We start from the raw sequence: 14,715 nt of genomic DNA, 5'->3' as shown, positions 1-14,715 counted from the left end.
GGAGTTGTGGGTTGCAGCGCGGGGCTGCAACCCGGTCAACGCCGGCGTGTCGAGTGGATTACTCGGCAGCGCCTTCTGCTTCAGGCGCAACACGCGGAGCGTGAACGTTTGCAACAGCCTTGTCATCACCGTGGGCCAGAGCGACGAACTCTACGCCTTTCGGAGCTTTGAGGTCCGACAGGTGGATGATGGTACCGATTTCGGCCTTGGCCAGGTCGACTTCGATGAACTCAGGCAGGTCTTTGGCTTCGCAGGAAACTTCGATCTCCGACACTACGTGGGAGATTTCGCCGCCTTTCTTGACCGGTGCTTCTTCGTTGACGAAGTGCACAGGAACGATAGCGGTCAGTTTCTGGCCAGCAACAACGCGCACGAAGTCGGCGTGCATGATGAACTGCTTGGCTGGGTGACGCTGCAGGGCCTTGACGATGACGTTCTGCTTGGTGCCGTCAACGTTCAGTTCGATCACGTGGCTGAAGGCAGCTTCGTTTTCGAACAGCTTGGCGATTTCCTTGGCCACGATGGTCAGGGATTGCGCTTCTTTGTCACCACCGTAGACAACGGCAGGAATTTGGGCGGCGAGACGACGCAGGCGGCGGCTCGCACCTTTCCCCAGGTCGGTACGCGCTTGGGCGTTCAGAGTGAAATCAGTCATGTTGTTTCTCCAAAATAGCCAGACCCCGGCGGCGTTTGCGACCAGCGCCAAACCGGGGAGGGCAAAAAAGCCCCGCCCCAACAACCAGTGCTGGGGCGGGGCGCTTTACGTCAACGTGATCTCGCGAGGGCCAGGCCCTCAGCGGAACATCGCGCTGATCGATTCTTCGTTGCTGATGCGGCGAACCGCTTCGGCCACGACCGGTGCGATATCCAGTTGACGGATACGGTCACAGGCTTGTGCTGCAGCGGACAGCGGGATGGTGTTGGTCACCACCAGTGCGTCCAGCACGGAGTTTTCGATATTCTCGATCGCGCGACCCGACAGGACAGGGTGCGTGCAGTAGGCGTAAACCTTTGCCGCGCCGTGTTCTTTCAGGGCCTTGGCCGCGTGGCACAGGGTGCCGGCGGTGTCGACCATGTCGTCGACGAGAATACACGTACGTCCTTCGACGTCGCCGATGATGTGCATCACTTCGGAGTGATTGGCCTTCTCGCGGCGTTTGTCGATGATACCCAGATCGACGCCCAGGGACTTGGCAACAGCACGTGCACGCACGACGCCGCCGATGTCCGGGGACACGATCATGAGGTTCTCGAAACGCTGGTCTTCGATGTCATCCACCAGAACGGGGGAGCCGTAGATGTTATCTACCGGAATATCGAAGAAACCCTGGATCTGGTCAGCGTGCAGGTCGACGGTGAGAACACGGTCGATCCCGACGACGGTGAGCATGTCGGCAACCACTTTGGCGCTGATAGCTACACGCGCCGAACGCGGACGGCGATCCTGGCGGGCATATCCGAAGTAAGGAATCACGGCAGTGATTCGAGACGCTGAGGAGCGGCGGAAGGCATCGGCCATCACTACCAGTTCCATCAGGTTATCGTTGGTTGGCGCGCAAGTCGGCTGAATAATGAAAACGTCTTTACCACGAACATTTTCATTGATCTCAGTGCTGATTTCGCCGTCGGAAAACTTACCGACAGAGACGTCACCGAGAGGGATATGCAGCTGACGTACGACACGCCGAGCCAGATCGGGGTTAGCGTTCCCCGTAAAGACCATCATCTTGGACACGCGCAGTACCTGAAGGCTGAGGGTATACCTGGATGAGTATAGGAAAATGGCAGGGGCGGCTGGATTCGAACCAACGCATGGCAGGATCAAAACCTGCTGCCTTACCGCTTGGCGACGCCCCTGTATCTGTTGCTGCGAGTACCTGATACTCGATTCCTAGAGCAGACCTTGCAGCGTGCGATGCAACATTGAGATGTTGCTTCCTTTAGCCACAAACCCTGTTTGGGTCTCTGTAAGAAGGGCCAAAACTTTATCAGCTTCAGCTTTGCTTGGGAAGGCCCCAAACACACAACTTCCAGTTCCGGTTAGCCTAGCATCCGTGAATTTACCTAGTAAATTCAGTGAGTTACGTACTTCCGGGTAACTCTGCTCTACTACCGGTTGGCAGTCATTACGACTGTTTCCCTTGGGAACGGGGCGCATCTTAATGGGCGGTGAATTACGTGTCAACAACGGATGCGAAAAAATTTCTGCTGTACTTACAAATACTTGCGGTACCAGCACGACGTACCAGGGTTCCTCGGGGTCGACGGGGGTGAGCTTCTCGCCCACGCCTTCGGCAAACGCCGCGTGCCCGCGCACGAAAACCGGCACGTCGGCGCCCAGTGTCAGGCCCAGCTCGGCCAGCTGGTCTTCGCTGCAGCCAAGCTGCCAGAGGTGGTTGAGACCGAGCAGGGTGGTGGCGGCATCCGAACTGCCACCGCCGATGCCGCCGCCCATGGGCAGTACCTTCTTCAGGTAGATGTCCACGCCCAGGGGGCAGCCGGTCAGTTGCTGCAGCTTGCGCGCCGCGCGCACGATCAGGTTGCTCTCGTGGGGCACATCCTTGAGGTCGCTGTGCAGGATGACCTGGCCGTCGTCGCGCAGGTCGAAACTCAGTTCGTCGGCATGGTCCAGAAACTGGAACAGCGTCTGCAGCTCGTGGTAGCCGTCGTCGCGGCGGCCGAGAATGTGCAGCATCAGGTTGAGCTTGGCCGGGGCCGGCAGGGTCAATCGGCTCATCATCAATGCCCCAGCTGGCGCGGTTGCCATTCCTTGACCACCACGGTCACGTCGAGGTCTTGACCGTGCAGCTTGAGGCGTTCGGGCAGCCAGTAGCCGTTCTGTTCGGTGTAGCTCAGGTACTCGACGCTCCAGCCGTCCTGCTTGAGGCTGGCCAGGCGGCTGTCGCCGTCCAGGGTCAGCTGGCTCTTGCTGTCGGGGGCGGGCAGGCCGCGTACCCACCACACCAGGTGCGACACCGGCAGTTCCCAGCCCAGTTGCTCGGCCAGCAGGCTTTCCGGGCTTTGTGCCTCGAAACGGCCCTGGTTGGCCACTTCCAGCACCACCTGGCCCGGACGGCCGGTGAGCCGTGCGGCGCCGCGACCCAGCGGGCCGGACAGGCGAATGTCGTAGTAGTCCTGGCGTTGCAGCCAGAAGAGGGTGCCACTGCCGGAGTCTTTCGGTGCGCGGATGCCCACCTTGCCGTTGATCTGCCAGCCGTCGAGGGTACTCAACTGCTGTTTGTGTTCACGCCACAGTTGCGCGTTGCCCTGGCCCTGCACGGCCTCGCGGGAGCCGAAGCTGGAACAGCCGGCAAGCACGGCGATCAGGCTGAAGGTGATGAAATGGCGCAGTAACATAAGCTTATAGAGTCTCGGATCCGGTCAGGCGCAAGACGGTCTTGCGCAGAATAGGGCTGTCGGGCTGGCCTTCGAAGGCCTTGGCCCAAACCTGGCGGGCTTCACGACGCTTGCCGTTGGCCCACAGCACTTCGCCCAGGTGCGCCGCGACCTCGTGGTCGGGGAAGCGCTCCAGGGCCTGGCGCAGCAGGCGCTCGGCCTCGTCCAGGTTGCCCATGCGGTAGTTGACCCAGCCCAGGCTGTCGAGCACGGCCGGGTCTTCGGGGTTGATCTGCAGGGCTTTCTCGATCAGGCCCTTGGCTTCGGCATAGCGGGTGGTACGGTCGGCCAGGGTGTAGCCCAGCGCATTGAGCGCCATGGCGTTTTCCGGTTCGCGCTGCAGGATGCTGCGCAGGTCCCTTTCCATCTGGGCCAGGTCGTCGCGCTTCTCGGCGAGCATGGCACGGCTGTACAGCAGGCTCAGGTCGTCCGGGTACTGCCGGATCGCTGCCTGCAACACCTGCATGGCCTGGGCGTCCTTGTCATTGTTGCCAAGGGTTTCGGCCTCGATCAGGTACAGCTGGATCGCGTAGTCCGGCTGCGCCTCGCGGGCTTCGGCAAGGCGCCGGCTGGCCTCGTCGGTGCGCCCGTTGGCAATCAGGATGTCGGCCTGGCGCAGTTGCGCGGGCAGGTAGTCGTTGCCAGGGCCGACCAGGGCGTACTCGGTCAGGGCCGCTTCGGAATCGTTGCGCTCTTCGAAGATGCGCCCCAGGTTCAGGTGCGCCGCATCCACGTGGCTGTCGCGCTCGATCAGTTCCTGCAGGTAACTGGTGGCTTCGTCGAGCGCCTTGGCCTCGATGCTCACCAGCGCCAGCGAATAGCGCAGTTCGTCGTCTTCGGGGTATTGCTGCAGCAGGTTGGCGAACTCGACCTTGGCGTCGTCGATGCGGTCCTGCTCCACCAGGGTGCGCGCGTAGGTCAGGCGCAGGCGCTTGTCGTCGGGGTTGCGGGCGATGGCCTTGCGCAGCAGCGGCAGGGCTTCGGGGCCACGGTCGAGCGATTGCAGCAGGCGCGCGCGCAACAAGATCGGGGCAATTTCACCGTCCGCCGGCGGGTGGGCTTCGAGCAGCGCCAAGGCGGCCTCGGACTTGCCGTCCTGCTGCAGCAGCAGGGCCTTGCCGAACACCAGCTGGCTGTTGTCGGGGTACTTGACCAGCAGGCGGTCGAAACTTTTCTGCAGGCCGTCGCGGGTGTCCTGGTCGGTTTCGGCCGCCGACAGCGCGAGAAAGTCGAAATGCGTGTCGCCCTGACCCTGCAGCACCTTCTCCATGAACACCATCGAATCGTCATAGCGTCCGCTGCGCGCCAGCTGGATGGCGGCGGCGCGTTGTGCGTCGAGGTTCTCGGGGTCGTTCCTGGCCCATATCAGTGCGGTATCGAGGGCGGCCTGATCGGCGCCCAGGTACTCGGCAATGCGAAATGCCCGCTCGGAAATGCCCGCGTCCTGGGTCTTGATCGCCTGGGTGACGTAGTTGTCCAGGGCGATATCGAAGCGGTTGCGCTGCCCGGCGAGCTCGGCGGTCAACAGGCTGTACACCGTGTCCTGGGTGAACGAGCCGTACACCGTGGGCTTCTTGGCCTCGGCGACCGTGGCCGCATCGTCGGCAGGCGCCGTGGCGTCCCGGGCGCCCGGGGTCAGCGTCTGGCAACCCTGGAGCAAGGCAAAGGCGAGGAATAACGCGGAAGATCTATTCATAGGGAGGATTTGGGCGGCTTACCTGCGGTCGGATCATCATGACACAAGGATCATGGCAAACCCATCGTCGATGGGGCTTTTGGATACAGACTATAAGAGACAATAACGAGCGGTGGTTGTTCTCTATCCAGCGAAGTAGGACAATTATCGGCTTCTCGTCACAATCAGCGACCTTGAATGGCCTTTCTTGCCCTCGGTATCAACCATAAGACTGCCTCGGTAGACGTACGCGAGCGCGTGGCGTTTACGCCCGAGCAGCTGGTCGAAGCCTTGCAGCAGCTGTGTCGACTGACCGCCAGCCGCGAAGCTGCGATCCTTTCGACCTGCAATCGCAGCGAACTGTACATCGAACAGGATCACCTGGCGGCGGACAGCGTACTGCGCTGGCTGGCCGATTATCACAAGCTGAGCCTGGATGAACTGCGCGCCTGCGCCTATATCCATGAAGATGATGGCGCCGTGCGGCACATGATGCGGGTGGCCTCCGGGCTCGACTCGCTGGTGCTGGGCGAGCCGCAGATCCTCGGCCAGATGAAATCGGCCTATGCCGTGGCGCGCGAGGCCGGCACCATCGGCCCGCTGCTGGGGCGCCTGTTCCAGGCGACCTTCAGCGCCGCCAAGCAGGTGCGTACCGATACCGCCATCGGTGAAAACCCGGTGTCGGTGGCATTTGCCGCCGTGAGCCTGGCCAAGCAGATCTTCAGCGACCTGGGCCGCAGCCAGGCCCTGCTGATCGGTGCCGGCGAAACCATCACGCTGGTGGCGCGACACCTGCACGAACAGGGCGTGCGCCGCATCGTGGTGGCCAACCGCACGCTGGAGCGCGCCAGCACCCTGGCCGAGCAGTTCGGTGCCCATGCGGTGCTGCTGTCGGACATCCCGCAGGAGCTGGTCAACAGCGATATCGTGATCAGTTCCACTGCCAGCCAGTTGCCGATCCTGGGCAAGGGCGCGGTCGAGAGTGCACTCAAGCAGCGCCGGCACAAGCCGATCTTCATGGTCGACATCGCCGTGCCCCGCGACATCGAGGCGCAGGTGGGCGAGCTGGACGACGTGTACCTGTACACCGTCGACGACCTGCACGATGTGGTGGCCGAAAACCTCAAGAGCCGCCAGGGCGCCGCCCAGGCCGCCGAAGAGCTGGTCACCGTGGGCGCCGAGGACTTCATGCTGCGCCTGCGCGAGCTGGCTGCGGTGGATGTGCTCAAGGCCTACCGCCAGCAGAGCGAGCGCCTGCGCGACGAAGAGCTGCAAAAGGCCCAGCGCCTGCTGGCCAACGGCAGCAACGCCGAAGAGGTGCTGGCGCAGCTGGCCCGCGGCCTGACCAACAAATTGCTGCACGCGCCGAGCGTGCAACTGAAAAAGCTGTCTGCCGAAGGCCGCCTCGATGCGCTGGCCATGGCCCAGGAACTCTTTGCCCTCAACGAGGGCTCCACGGATAAAACCCCGCAATGAAAGCGTCGCTGCTGAATAAACTGGACACGCTCCAGGACCGTTTCGAGGAATTGACCGCCCTGCTGGGTGACGCCGAAGTGATTTCGGACCAGACGCGCTTCCGTGCCTACTCGCGCGAATATGCCGAGGTCGAGCCCGTGGCACAGACCTACGCGCAGTGGCGCAAAGTGCAGGCTGACCTGGAGGGTGCCCAGGCCTTGCTCAAGGACAGCGACCCGGACCTGCGCGAAATGGCGGTCGAAGAAGTACGCGAGGCCAAGGAGCAACTGGCCGCTATCGAAGGGCAACTGCAACGCATGCTGCTGCCCAAGGACCCCAACGACGGGCGCAACGTGTTCCTCGAGATCCGTGCCGGCACGGGTGGCGACGAGGCGGCGATCTTCTCCGGCGACCTGTTTCGCATGTACTCGCGTTATGCCGAGCGTCGCGGCTGGCGCCTGGAAATCCTCTCCGAGAACGAGGGCGAGCACGGCGGCTACAAGGAAATCATCGCCCGCGTCGAGGGCGACAGCGTGTACGGCAAGCTCAAGTTCGAGTCTGGCGCACACCGCGTGCAGCGGGTGCCGGAAACCGAGTCCCAGGGCCGCATCCACACCTCCGCGTGCACCGTGGCGGTGCTGCCCGAGCCTGACGAGCAGGTGGCCATCGAGATCAACCCGGCCGACCTGCGGGTGGACACCTACCGCTCCTCCGGCGCGGGCGGCCAGCACGTGAACAAGACCGACTCGGCCATCCGCATCACCCACTTGCCCACCGGCATCGTGGTCGAATGCCAGGAAGAGCGCTCGCAGCACAAGAACCGCGCCCGTGCGATGTCCTGGCTGTCGGCCAGGCTCAACGACATGCAGACCAGTGCCGCGCAGAACGCGATCGCCAGCGAGCGCAAGCTGCTGGTGGGCTCGGGCGACCGCTCCGAGCGTATCCGTACCTACAACTATCCACAGGGCCGGGTGACCGATCACCGCATCAACCTGACCCTGTACTCGCTGGATGAAGTACTGGCGGGCGGCGTCGATGCGATCATCGAGCCGCTGCTGTCCGAATACCAGGCCGATCAACTGGCCGCACTGGGTGAGTAAATGACCATCATTGCCAGCCTGCTGCGCGGGGCGCAGCTACCCGACTCGCCCACCGCGCGCCTGGATATCGAGCTGCTGCTGGCTGCGGCCATCGGCAAATCGCGCAGCTACCTGCACACCTGGCCCGAGCGCATCGTCAGCAGCGAAGCGGCCGCAACCTTCGCCACCTACCTGCAGCGGCGCAGCGAAGGCGAGCCGGTGGCCTATATCCTCGGCCAGCAGGGCTTCTGGAAGCTTGACCTGGAAGTGGCCCCGCACACGCTGATCCCGCGGCCGGACACCGAGCTGCTGGTGGAGGTCGCCCTTGAGCTGCTGCCGGCAACGCCATTGCAGGTGCTCGACCTGGGCACCGGCAGCGGCGCCATCGCCCTGGCCCTGGCCAGCGAGCGCGGCGGCTGGCAGGTGACGGCCGTCGACCGGGTGCCCGAAGCCGTGGCCCTGGCCGAGCGCAACCGCCAGCGTTTGCAGCTGGACAACGCCAAGGTGCTTGCCAGCCACTGGTTCGACGCCCTGCAAGGGCAGCGCTTTGCGCTGATCGTCAGCAATCCGCCCTACATCGCCGAGCAGGACCCGCACCTGGCGGCCGGCGACGTGCGCTTCGAGCCCAGCAGTGCGCTGGTGGCCGGCAGCGACGGGCTCGACGACCTGCGCCAGATCATCACACAGGCCCCGCAGCACCTGCTGCCCGCCGGCTGGCTGCTGCTGGAACATGGCTATGACCAGGCTGCAGCGGTGCGCGAACTGCTGGCGCGACACGGGTTCGAGCAGATCCAGAGCCGCACCGACCTTGGCGGCCATGAGCGCATCAGCCTCGGGCGCCTGGCATGCTGAACGACGAGGAGCTGTTGCGCTACAGCCGGCAGATCCTGTTGGCCCAGGTGGATATCGACGGGCAGTTGCGCCTCAAGGGCAGCCGGGCACTGATCGTCGGCCTGGGCGGCCTGGGTTCGCCGGTGGCGCTGTACCTGGCGGCGGCCGGTGTCGGCGAGCTGCACCTGGCCGACTTCGACACGGTCGACCTGACCAACCTGCAACGCCAGGTGATGCACGACACGGCCGCCGTGGGCCTGAGCAAGGTCGATTCGGCCATGGCCCGGCTGCAGGCGATCAACCCGCAGGTCGCCCTGGTTGCCCATCGCCAGGCCCTGGATGAAGACTCCCTGGCCCAGGCGGTGGGGGCGGTCGACCTGGTACTGGACTGCTGTGACAACTTTGCCACCCGCGAGGCGGTGAACGCTGCCTGCGTCGCGGCCGGCAAGCCGCTGGTCAGCGGTGCGGCCATTCGCCTGGAAGGCCAACTGTCGGTGTTCGATCCGCGCAACCCGCTCAGCCCCTGCTACCACTGCCTGTACGGGCATGGCAGCGAAGCCGAGCTGACCTGCAGCGAAGCCGGTGTGCTCGGCCCGCTGGTAGGCCTGGTGGGCAGCCTGCAGGCGCTGGAGGCCTTGAAGCTGCTGGCCGGGTTTGGCGAGCCGCTGGTGGGTCGCCTGCTGCTCGTCGATGCCCTGGGGACGCGGTTTCGCGAGCTGCGGGTCAAGCGCGACCCGGCCTGCAGCGTGTGTGGCGCCGGCCATGCGTGAAGCGCCGGTCGGGGTGTTCGATTCGGGCGTGGGCGGGCTGTCGGTGCTGGCGGAAATCAGCCGCCTGCTGCCCGACGAGTCGCTACTGTATGTGGCGGACTGCGGGCATATTCCCTATGGCGAGAAGTCGCCCGAGTTCATCCGCCAGCGCTGCCGCCTGGTAGCCGAATTCTTTCAGCAGCAGGGCGCCAAGGCCATGGTGCTGGCCTGCAACACCGCCACCGTGGCGGCGGTGGCCGATCTGCGCGAGCGCTACCCGCACTGGCCGCTGGTGGGCATGGAGCCGGCGGTAAAGCCGGCGGCAGCGGCCACCCGCAGTGGCGTGGTAGGGGTGCTGGCAACCACTGGCACCCTGCAGAGCGCCAAGTTCGCCGCGTTGCTGGATCGCTTTGCCAGCGACGTTCGTGTAGTTACCCAGCCGTGTCCGGGGCTGGTGGAACTGATCGAGGCGGGCGACCTGGACAGCCCCGCACTGCGCCAGTTGTTGCAGGGCTATGTCGAGCCGCTGCTGGCCGCCGGCTGCGACACCCTGATCCTGGGCTGCACCCATTACCCCTTCCTGAAACCGCTGCTGGCGCACATGGTGCCGCCGGCCGTGGCCATCATCGATACCGGCGCTGCCGTGGCCCGGCAACTCCAGCGTTTGCTGGGTGAACGGGACCTGCTGGCCCACGGCCCGGCGCAGCCTGCGCAGTTCTGGACCAGCGGCAGTCCGGCACATTTGGTAAAGATTCTGCCGATGTTGTGGAATAAATCTGACAGTGTGCGAAGCTTCGACTTGTAAAAAAACTGTGAAAAATGCATTTTTTCCTGAACTATCGTACTACTGCCGATTTCTATTCAATCGTCTGATGAGACACAAAACCACAACAGCATTTAGGAAAAGGGACGTTTCTCATGAAGAAACTGCTTTGCTTGGCTGCGATTGCAGCCGTTACCCTGGGGCACTCTTTCACCGCAAACGCCGCTGACGCCTCGTTTTCCGTAGGGCAGACCGGTGACTCGACCATGGTCTATCGCCTTGGGCTGCAGTCCAACTGGGACGCCAGCTGGTGGCAGACCAGCGTCGGCCGCGTGACCGGCTACTGGGACGGTGCCTACACCTACTGGGACGGCGACAAGACTTCCAGCAACCACAGCCTCTCGTTCGCGCCCGTGTTCGTCTACGAGTTCGCCGGTGAGTCGGTCAAACCCTACATCGAGGCGGGTATCGGTGTAGCGGCCTTCTCCAGCACCAAGCTTGAAACCAACAAGCTCGGCTCGTCGTTCCAGTTCGAAGACCGCATCGGGTTCGGCTTGCGCTTCGCGGGCGGACACGAGGTAGGCGTGCGCGCCATCCACTATTCGAACGCGGGCCTGCAAAGCCCCAACGATGGCGTGGAAAGCTATTCGCTGCACTACCGCATGCCGCTCTGACGGTCGGCCGGTACCCTGCACCACGAAAAAGGCCCTGACTTGCGTCAGGGCCTTTTTTCATTTTGGCAGCGGCCACAGCTCATTGACCGCTAACGCCTGCAGGGTCAACTGCTGCGGGCGTTCGCCCAGGCGTTGCAGGATGGCGCTGGCAGCCGAACTGGCGTCCCACTCATCCGGGATGGCAGTGGGTGTGTTCATGGCCTGTGCAGGTGTCTGAGGGGCCACGATGGTCAGGTCGATGCCGTGTGCGACCAGCAGGGGGCGGGAGTCTTCGAACAGTGACGCGATGCTGTTGGCAGGGCGCCGCGGCTGGCCGGGCTCGCCCAGCTGCAGGGCAGAGTACGCACTGAGAATCCCCACCACCTGCGGGGCGCGCCCCTTGTCCAGAAGGGGGAGCGCGCCATCGAGGCAGTGCGAGGCGGCGGCCAGGTTGCTTCGCACCACGTCCTGCAGCAGTGTCTGGGTAATCGGCAACGGCAGGTAGTCGCAGGTGCCGGCGTTGACGATCAGGCCGTCGATGGCCTGCCATTGTTCGGTCAGGGTGGCGCAGGCGCGCCTGGCCTGCGGCAACTGGTGCAGGTCGCCAGCAAGCACAAGGACCCTACCGGGATAGTCAGTCTCAAGGGGGTGTGCATCGTCGCGATTGCGAACACTGAGCGCCACCTTGCAGCCCTGTTCAAGCAGCGCCTCTGCCAAGGCATGCCCAAGACCGTTGCTGGCACCGGTAATCCAGATGCGCCGAGGTCGATCACTGCTCAAGATCCTTTCCTCAATCGTTGCGTTTAGGTAAGTGTTTGAACGCATCCAGTGCGCGTTGGCGACTAGAACTTAAGTCTACAATTGCATGAGGATAGACATCTATTGCAAACAAGTCGCTCTGGGCACTGGGTAAATGGACGGCCTTGTGGTCCAGGTTGTCGCGTTCAGGCAGCCAGTGCTTCAGAAATCGCCCTGCAGGGTCGAAGCGTTGTGACTGGCTCACCGGATTGAAGATCCGAAAGTAGGGCACGGCGTCGGTACCGGTCGAGGCGCTCCACTGCCAGCCGCCGTTGTTGGCGGCCAGGTCGCCGTCGATCAGGTGGCGCATGAAGAAGCGTTCGCCTTCACGCCAGTCGATCAGCAGGTTCTTGGTCAGAAACATGGCCGTGACCATGCGCAGGCGATTGTGCATCCAGCCTGTGGCGAGCAACTGACGCATGGCCGCATCCACGATAGGGATGCCGGTGCGGCCCTGTTGCCAGGCCAGCAGGTCCTGTGGCGCGTTGCGCCAGGGCAGGGCTTCGGTATGTGACTTGAAGGCACGGTGGCGGGAAACCTGCGGGTAGCCCACCAGGATGTGCTTGTAGAACTCGCGCCACAGCAGTTCGTTGATCCAGGTGATGGCGCCGGCATTCCCGCTGTCGAATTCGCCAAAGTTGCAGGCCAGGGCGGCATGCAGGCACTGGCGGGGGGAGATCACCCCGGCGGCGAGGTAGGCCGACAGCTGGCTGGTGCCAGGCACGGCAGGAAGGTCGCGCTGTACCGGATAATCCTCGATGGCCTCGTCGACAAAGCGCGCCAGGCGGCGCCCGGCTTCATCCTCGCCTGCCGGCCACAGCGTGCGCAACGCGTCGGGCGGCGTCTCGAAGCCGGCCACCTGGGTGGGGACGGTGTCGCTGGCAATGGCCAGCCGGGCCTGGGCTGCCGGCACCGCTACCCGTGAGGGAAGCCCCAGGTGAAGGCGTTCGTAGCACACCTTGCGAAACTGGCTGAACACCTGGAAGTAACCGCCGCTGCGGGTCAGGATGCTGCCGGGCTTGAACAGCAACTGGTCCAGGTAGCTGTGCACCTGGATGTCGGCCTGGCGCAATGCCTGCTGCACGGCCTGATCGCGACGTTGTTCGTGTACCCCGTATTCCTCGTTCAGGTGCACGGCACTGACCGCATGTTGCCTGCACAGCGCGAGCAGCACCCGAGGCGCATCGGCCCACTGGTCGGCATGCACAATCAGCAGGGGGATGTTCAGGGCGTCCAGTGACTGGCGCAGGCTGTGCAGGTTGCGCAGCCAGAAGTCCACCTTGCACGGGGCGTCGTCGTGGGCGAGCCACTGCCCGGGGCTTACCAGCCACACCGCCAGGGTGGGGCCGCGCGAGCAGGCAGCGGCCAGCGCAGTGTTGTCGTGAACGCGCAAGTCGTTGCGCAGCCAGATCAGTTGCATACGAAATCCTGTGAATGTGGGGGAGACGTCAGGTGGCCAGCAGGCCCAGCAACAGGGCGGGCAGCGCCACCACAGAGGACGGCAGATGCACGTTGCCTGCCTGCAGGCCCGCCGCCTCGGCATGCTCCTTGTAGAGCGCGGCCATGCTGCCCAGCAGCAGGGTCGGCAGATCGATCGCATTGAGGCTGCGCTGCAGTTCACGCGGATCGAGCGCCGCGTTCAGGCACATCACCAACGCACAGGGTTTGAGCTGCTGCACGGCAAACGCCAACTCTCGAGGTGGCAGCGGCCAGTCGAATACCTCGACCGCGCAGCCGGCATCACTGAGCAGCCAGGCGCACAGCCACAGCTGCGGGTCGAATGGCAGGGCCGAGGCGTTGACCAGCAGGGCGGGCGCGGCGTTCAGCTGACGGTTGTTGTGATACACCCGCACGCCAAGTTTGCTGCGCAGCCAGGTATGGAAGAACACCTGCTCCATGCGGGCGGCAAAGTGCCCGTGCCAGCGGGTGTCGAGTTCTTGCAGCAACGGCAGCAACAGTTGCTCGCACAGGGTGGCGGCGGGGTAGAGGGCCATGGCCTGGTTGAACAGCTGGTCGAGTCGGCGTTCGGCCAGTTGCGCGATGCAGTCGACCAGTTGCAGGCGCAGGGTGTGCCAGTCGTCGTTGCCGGGTGCGGGTTGCACTGCTGGGGAGGTGTCGAGCAGCGGCTTGACCTGGCCCACCGCGATTCCGCGGTTGAGCCATTGCAGAATCTGCTGGATGCGCTGCACGTGTGCGGCGCTGTAGAGCCGGTGACCCTTGCCGGTGCGCTGCGGCACGATCAGCCCGTAGCGGCGCTCCCACGCGCGCAGGGTCACGGGGTTGACCCCGGTCAGGCGGGTGACTTCACGAATGGGCAGCAGGTCGTCTTCAGATGGCATTGCGCAGGCTCAGGTTTTCCGGGTGCGGTTGCAGATAGACCTGCTGCATGAGGTAGGGGTCGGGGTGGCGGCGCAGGTGGTGCTTGAGCAGGGTCAGCGGCACTACCAGCGGGACGATGCCGGCCTGGTACTGCTCGATCAGGGCGCGGATTTCCTGTTTGTCGCGGGGGTCGAGAAACCGGCGCAGGTAGCCGCTCAGGTGCATCAGCACGTTGCCGTGGGTGCCGCGACTGGCGCAGCGGCTCAGGGCGCTCATCAGCTGGCTGAAATACCGTGGGCCGATCTGGGTGGGGTCGTCCTGGCGCTGCATGCTGCCCAGCAACTTGCCGAGCACCTTGTACTGCTGGGGGTTGTGCGCCATCAGCTGGTACTTGTAGCGCGAGTGGAAGGCGATGAGGGCATGCCGACTGAGCCCGCCTGCCAGCAATTGCTGCCAGTCGGCGTAGGCATACACGCGGGTGATGAAGTTTTCCCGCAGTACCGGATCGCACAGCCGGCCATCCTCTTCGACCGGCAGGTCGGGGCGTTGGGCGCAGAACCGTGCGGCATACAGGCCGCGACCGCCTTCGGTGGCCGGGTAGCCGTTGGCCTGGTACACCTTGACCCGTTCCAGGCCGCAGGAAGGCGATTTCTGCATGAAGATGTAGCCGCAGATGTCGGTCAGTTGCCCGGCCATTTCTGCGCCGTAGGCATCCAGTGCCTGGCTGACGTCCAGGCTGGCATCGCGGCTGCCCACGGCCCTGGGGTTGGCCGGGTCACCGGTCAGGCGGATGGCCTGGCGAGGTGTGCCCAGGCCGATGGCAACCTCGGGGCAGATGCCGATGAAGTCGAAGTGCTCGGCCAGCACTTCATTGCACAGGCGCGAGGCCTTGTGCCCGCCGTTGTAGCGGACCTCTTCGCCGGTCAGGCATGCACTGATGGCAATCTTTGGTCTGGTGGCCGCCATGGTCGCTCTCGACTGAAATTTGTACAGAAAC

At 64.1% G+C, this 14,715-nt stretch carries 15 protein-coding genes and 1 tRNA gene; 6 read left to right on the top strand and 10 right to left on the bottom strand.

Translation table 11 applies throughout. The features are described 5' to 3' along the window. Positions 1–58 precede the first annotated feature (58 nt). The 6 genes from V9K84_RS18005 to V9K84_RS17980 all read right to left on the bottom strand — a co-directional run bounded on the left by V9K84_RS18005 (position 59) and on the right by V9K84_RS17980 (position 5,092). Positions 59–655, bottom strand: a complete 597-nt coding sequence (locus V9K84_RS18005) for a 50S ribosomal protein L25/general stress protein Ctc (RefSeq protein ID WP_043864327.1) — start codon at positions 653–655, stop codon at positions 59–61. A 138-nt stretch (positions 656–793) separates the two neighbouring features. Further along, positions 794–1,735, bottom strand: a complete 942-nt coding sequence (locus tag V9K84_RS18000) for a ribose-phosphate pyrophosphokinase (RefSeq protein WP_010225730.1) — start codon at positions 1,733–1,735, stop codon at positions 794–796. 47 nt (positions 1,736–1,782) lie between these two features. Then, a tRNA-Gln gene (locus tag V9K84_RS17995) sits at positions 1,783–1,857 on the bottom strand. A gap of 34 nt (positions 1,858–1,891) precedes the next feature. After that, positions 1,892–2,740, bottom strand: coding sequence for a 4-(cytidine 5'-diphospho)-2-C-methyl-D-erythritol kinase (ispE, locus tag V9K84_RS17990; RefSeq protein ID WP_043864328.1), 849 nt, complete (start codon positions 2,738–2,740; stop codon positions 1,892–1,894). After that, the gene (lolB, locus tag V9K84_RS17985; RefSeq protein WP_043864329.1) at positions 2,740–3,357 is read right to left on the bottom strand and encodes a lipoprotein insertase outer membrane protein LolB; all 618 of its coding nucleotides are present in this window, start codon (positions 3,355–3,357) and stop codon (positions 2,740–2,742) included. Before lolB ends, ispE begins: the two co-directional genes overlap by 1 nt. A gap of 4 nt (positions 3,358–3,361) precedes the next feature. Next, positions 3,362–5,092: a tetratricopeptide repeat protein gene (locus V9K84_RS17980; RefSeq protein WP_054916245.1), complete on the bottom strand. Its 1,731-nt coding sequence runs from the start codon at positions 5,090–5,092 to the stop codon at positions 3,362–3,364. 177 nt (positions 5,093–5,269) lie between these two features. Here V9K84_RS17980 and hemA point away from each other — a divergent pair, with 177 nt between their 5' ends. The 6 genes from hemA to V9K84_RS17950 all read left to right on the top strand — a co-directional run bounded on the left by hemA (position 5,270) and on the right by V9K84_RS17950 (position 10,622). Then, positions 5,270–6,547, top strand: a complete 1,278-nt coding sequence (gene hemA / locus V9K84_RS17975; RefSeq protein ID WP_043864331.1) for a glutamyl-tRNA reductase — start codon at positions 5,270–5,272, stop codon at positions 6,545–6,547. Then, positions 6,544–7,626 (top strand): peptide chain release factor 1, encoded by a 1,083-nt coding sequence (prfA, locus tag V9K84_RS17970; RefSeq protein WP_054916244.1) that lies wholly within the window; start codon positions 6,544–6,546, stop codon positions 7,624–7,626. Before hemA ends, prfA begins: the two co-directional genes overlap by 4 nt. Further along, positions 7,627–8,457, top strand: a complete 831-nt coding sequence (gene prmC, locus V9K84_RS17965) for a peptide chain release factor N(5)-glutamine methyltransferase (protein ID WP_088515265.1) — start codon at positions 7,627–7,629, stop codon at positions 8,455–8,457. Continuing rightward, positions 8,451–9,206 carry a molybdopterin-synthase adenylyltransferase MoeB gene (locus V9K84_RS17960; RefSeq protein ID WP_078481516.1) on the top strand — a complete coding sequence of 252 codons (756 nt, stop codon included), beginning with the start codon at positions 8,451–8,453 and terminating at the stop codon, positions 9,204–9,206. The genes prmC and V9K84_RS17960 overlap by 7 nt, the downstream gene beginning before the upstream one ends. Beyond that, positions 9,199–9,990 (top strand): glutamate racemase, encoded by a 792-nt coding sequence (murI, locus tag V9K84_RS17955; protein ID WP_043864474.1) that lies wholly within the window; start codon positions 9,199–9,201, stop codon positions 9,988–9,990. The genes V9K84_RS17960 and murI overlap by 8 nt, the downstream gene beginning before the upstream one ends. A 113-nt stretch (positions 9,991–10,103) precedes the next feature. Further along, positions 10,104–10,622, top strand: coding sequence for an acyloxyacyl hydrolase (locus V9K84_RS17950; RefSeq protein ID WP_043864335.1), 519 nt, complete (start codon positions 10,104–10,106; stop codon positions 10,620–10,622). Positions 10,623–10,679: 57 nt separating this feature from the next. On the opposite strand, the gene V9K84_RS17945 is transcribed toward V9K84_RS17950, so the two are convergent. Genes V9K84_RS17945 through V9K84_RS17930 form a run of 4 tightly spaced genes read right to left on the bottom strand, consistent with a single transcriptional unit; the run spans position 10,680 to position 14,684 of the window. Then, positions 10,680–11,381, bottom strand: a complete 702-nt coding sequence (locus tag V9K84_RS17945) for an SDR family NAD(P)-dependent oxidoreductase (protein WP_168186858.1) — start codon at positions 11,379–11,381, stop codon at positions 10,680–10,682. Between the two features lie 10 nt (positions 11,382–11,391). After that, a complete protein-coding gene (gene phrB / locus V9K84_RS17940) occupies positions 11,392–12,819 on the bottom strand; it encodes a deoxyribodipyrimidine photo-lyase (RefSeq protein WP_088515267.1) in 1,428 nt (475 codons plus the stop codon). A 28-nt stretch (positions 12,820–12,847) separates the two neighbouring features. Then, positions 12,848–13,738, bottom strand: coding sequence for a MerR family transcriptional regulator (locus V9K84_RS17935; RefSeq protein WP_043864337.1), 891 nt, complete (start codon positions 13,736–13,738; stop codon positions 12,848–12,850). Next, a complete protein-coding gene (locus V9K84_RS17930) occupies positions 13,728–14,684 on the bottom strand; it encodes a DUF523 and DUF1722 domain-containing protein (RefSeq protein WP_054916238.1) in 957 nt (318 codons plus the stop codon). The genes V9K84_RS17935 and V9K84_RS17930 overlap by 11 nt, the downstream gene beginning before the upstream one ends. Positions 14,685–14,715 lie beyond the last annotated feature (31 nt).

The sequence above is a fragment of the Pseudomonas sp. AE27 genome, assembly GCF_037113495.1.
GTDB lineage: Bacteria > Pseudomonadota > Gammaproteobacteria > Pseudomonadales > Pseudomonadaceae > Aquipseudomonas > Aquipseudomonas palmensis.
Note: the sequence above shows the minus strand (reverse complement) of the source record. Positions and strands in the feature narration are given on the sequence as shown.

What these genes read in the sequence shown, in the direction of transcription:
- V9K84_RS18005 (WP_043864327.1), bottom strand. Translation starts at nt 655, where the DNA reads ATGACTGATTTCACTCTGAACGCCCAAGCGCGTACCGACCTGGGGAAA.
- ispE (WP_043864328.1), bottom strand. Translation starts at nt 2,740, where the DNA reads ATGATGAGCCGATTGACCCTGCCGGCCCCGGCCAAGCTCAACCTGATG.
- lolB (WP_043864329.1), bottom strand. Translation starts at nt 3,357, where the DNA reads ATGTTACTGCGCCATTTCATCACCTTCAGCCTGATCGCCGTGCTTGCC.
- V9K84_RS17980 (WP_054916245.1), bottom strand. Translation starts at nt 5,092, where the DNA reads ATGAATAGATCTTCCGCGTTATTCCTCGCCTTTGCCTTGCTCCAGGGT.
- hemA (WP_043864331.1), top strand. Translation starts at nt 5,270, where the DNA reads ATGGCCTTTCTTGCCCTCGGTATCAACCATAAGACTGCCTCGGTAGAC.
- prfA (WP_054916244.1), top strand. Translation starts at nt 6,544, where the DNA reads ATGAAAGCGTCGCTGCTGAATAAACTGGACACGCTCCAGGACCGTTTC.
- prmC (WP_088515265.1), top strand. Translation starts at nt 7,627, where the DNA reads ATGACCATCATTGCCAGCCTGCTGCGCGGGGCGCAGCTACCCGACTCG.
- V9K84_RS17960 (WP_078481516.1), top strand. Translation starts at nt 8,451, where the DNA reads ATGCTGAACGACGAGGAGCTGTTGCGCTACAGCCGGCAGATCCTGTTG.
- murI (WP_043864474.1), top strand. Translation starts at nt 9,199, where the DNA reads ATGCGTGAAGCGCCGGTCGGGGTGTTCGATTCGGGCGTGGGCGGGCTG.
- V9K84_RS17950 (WP_043864335.1), top strand. Translation starts at nt 10,104, where the DNA reads ATGAAGAAACTGCTTTGCTTGGCTGCGATTGCAGCCGTTACCCTGGGG.
- phrB (WP_088515267.1), bottom strand. Translation starts at nt 12,819, where the DNA reads ATGCAACTGATCTGGCTGCGCAACGACTTGCGCGTTCACGACAACACT.
- V9K84_RS17935 (WP_043864337.1), bottom strand. Translation starts at nt 13,738, where the DNA reads ATGCCATCTGAAGACGACCTGCTGCCCATTCGTGAAGTCACCCGCCTG.
- V9K84_RS17930 (WP_054916238.1), bottom strand. Translation starts at nt 14,684, where the DNA reads ATGGCGGCCACCAGACCAAAGATTGCCATCAGTGCATGCCTGACCGGC.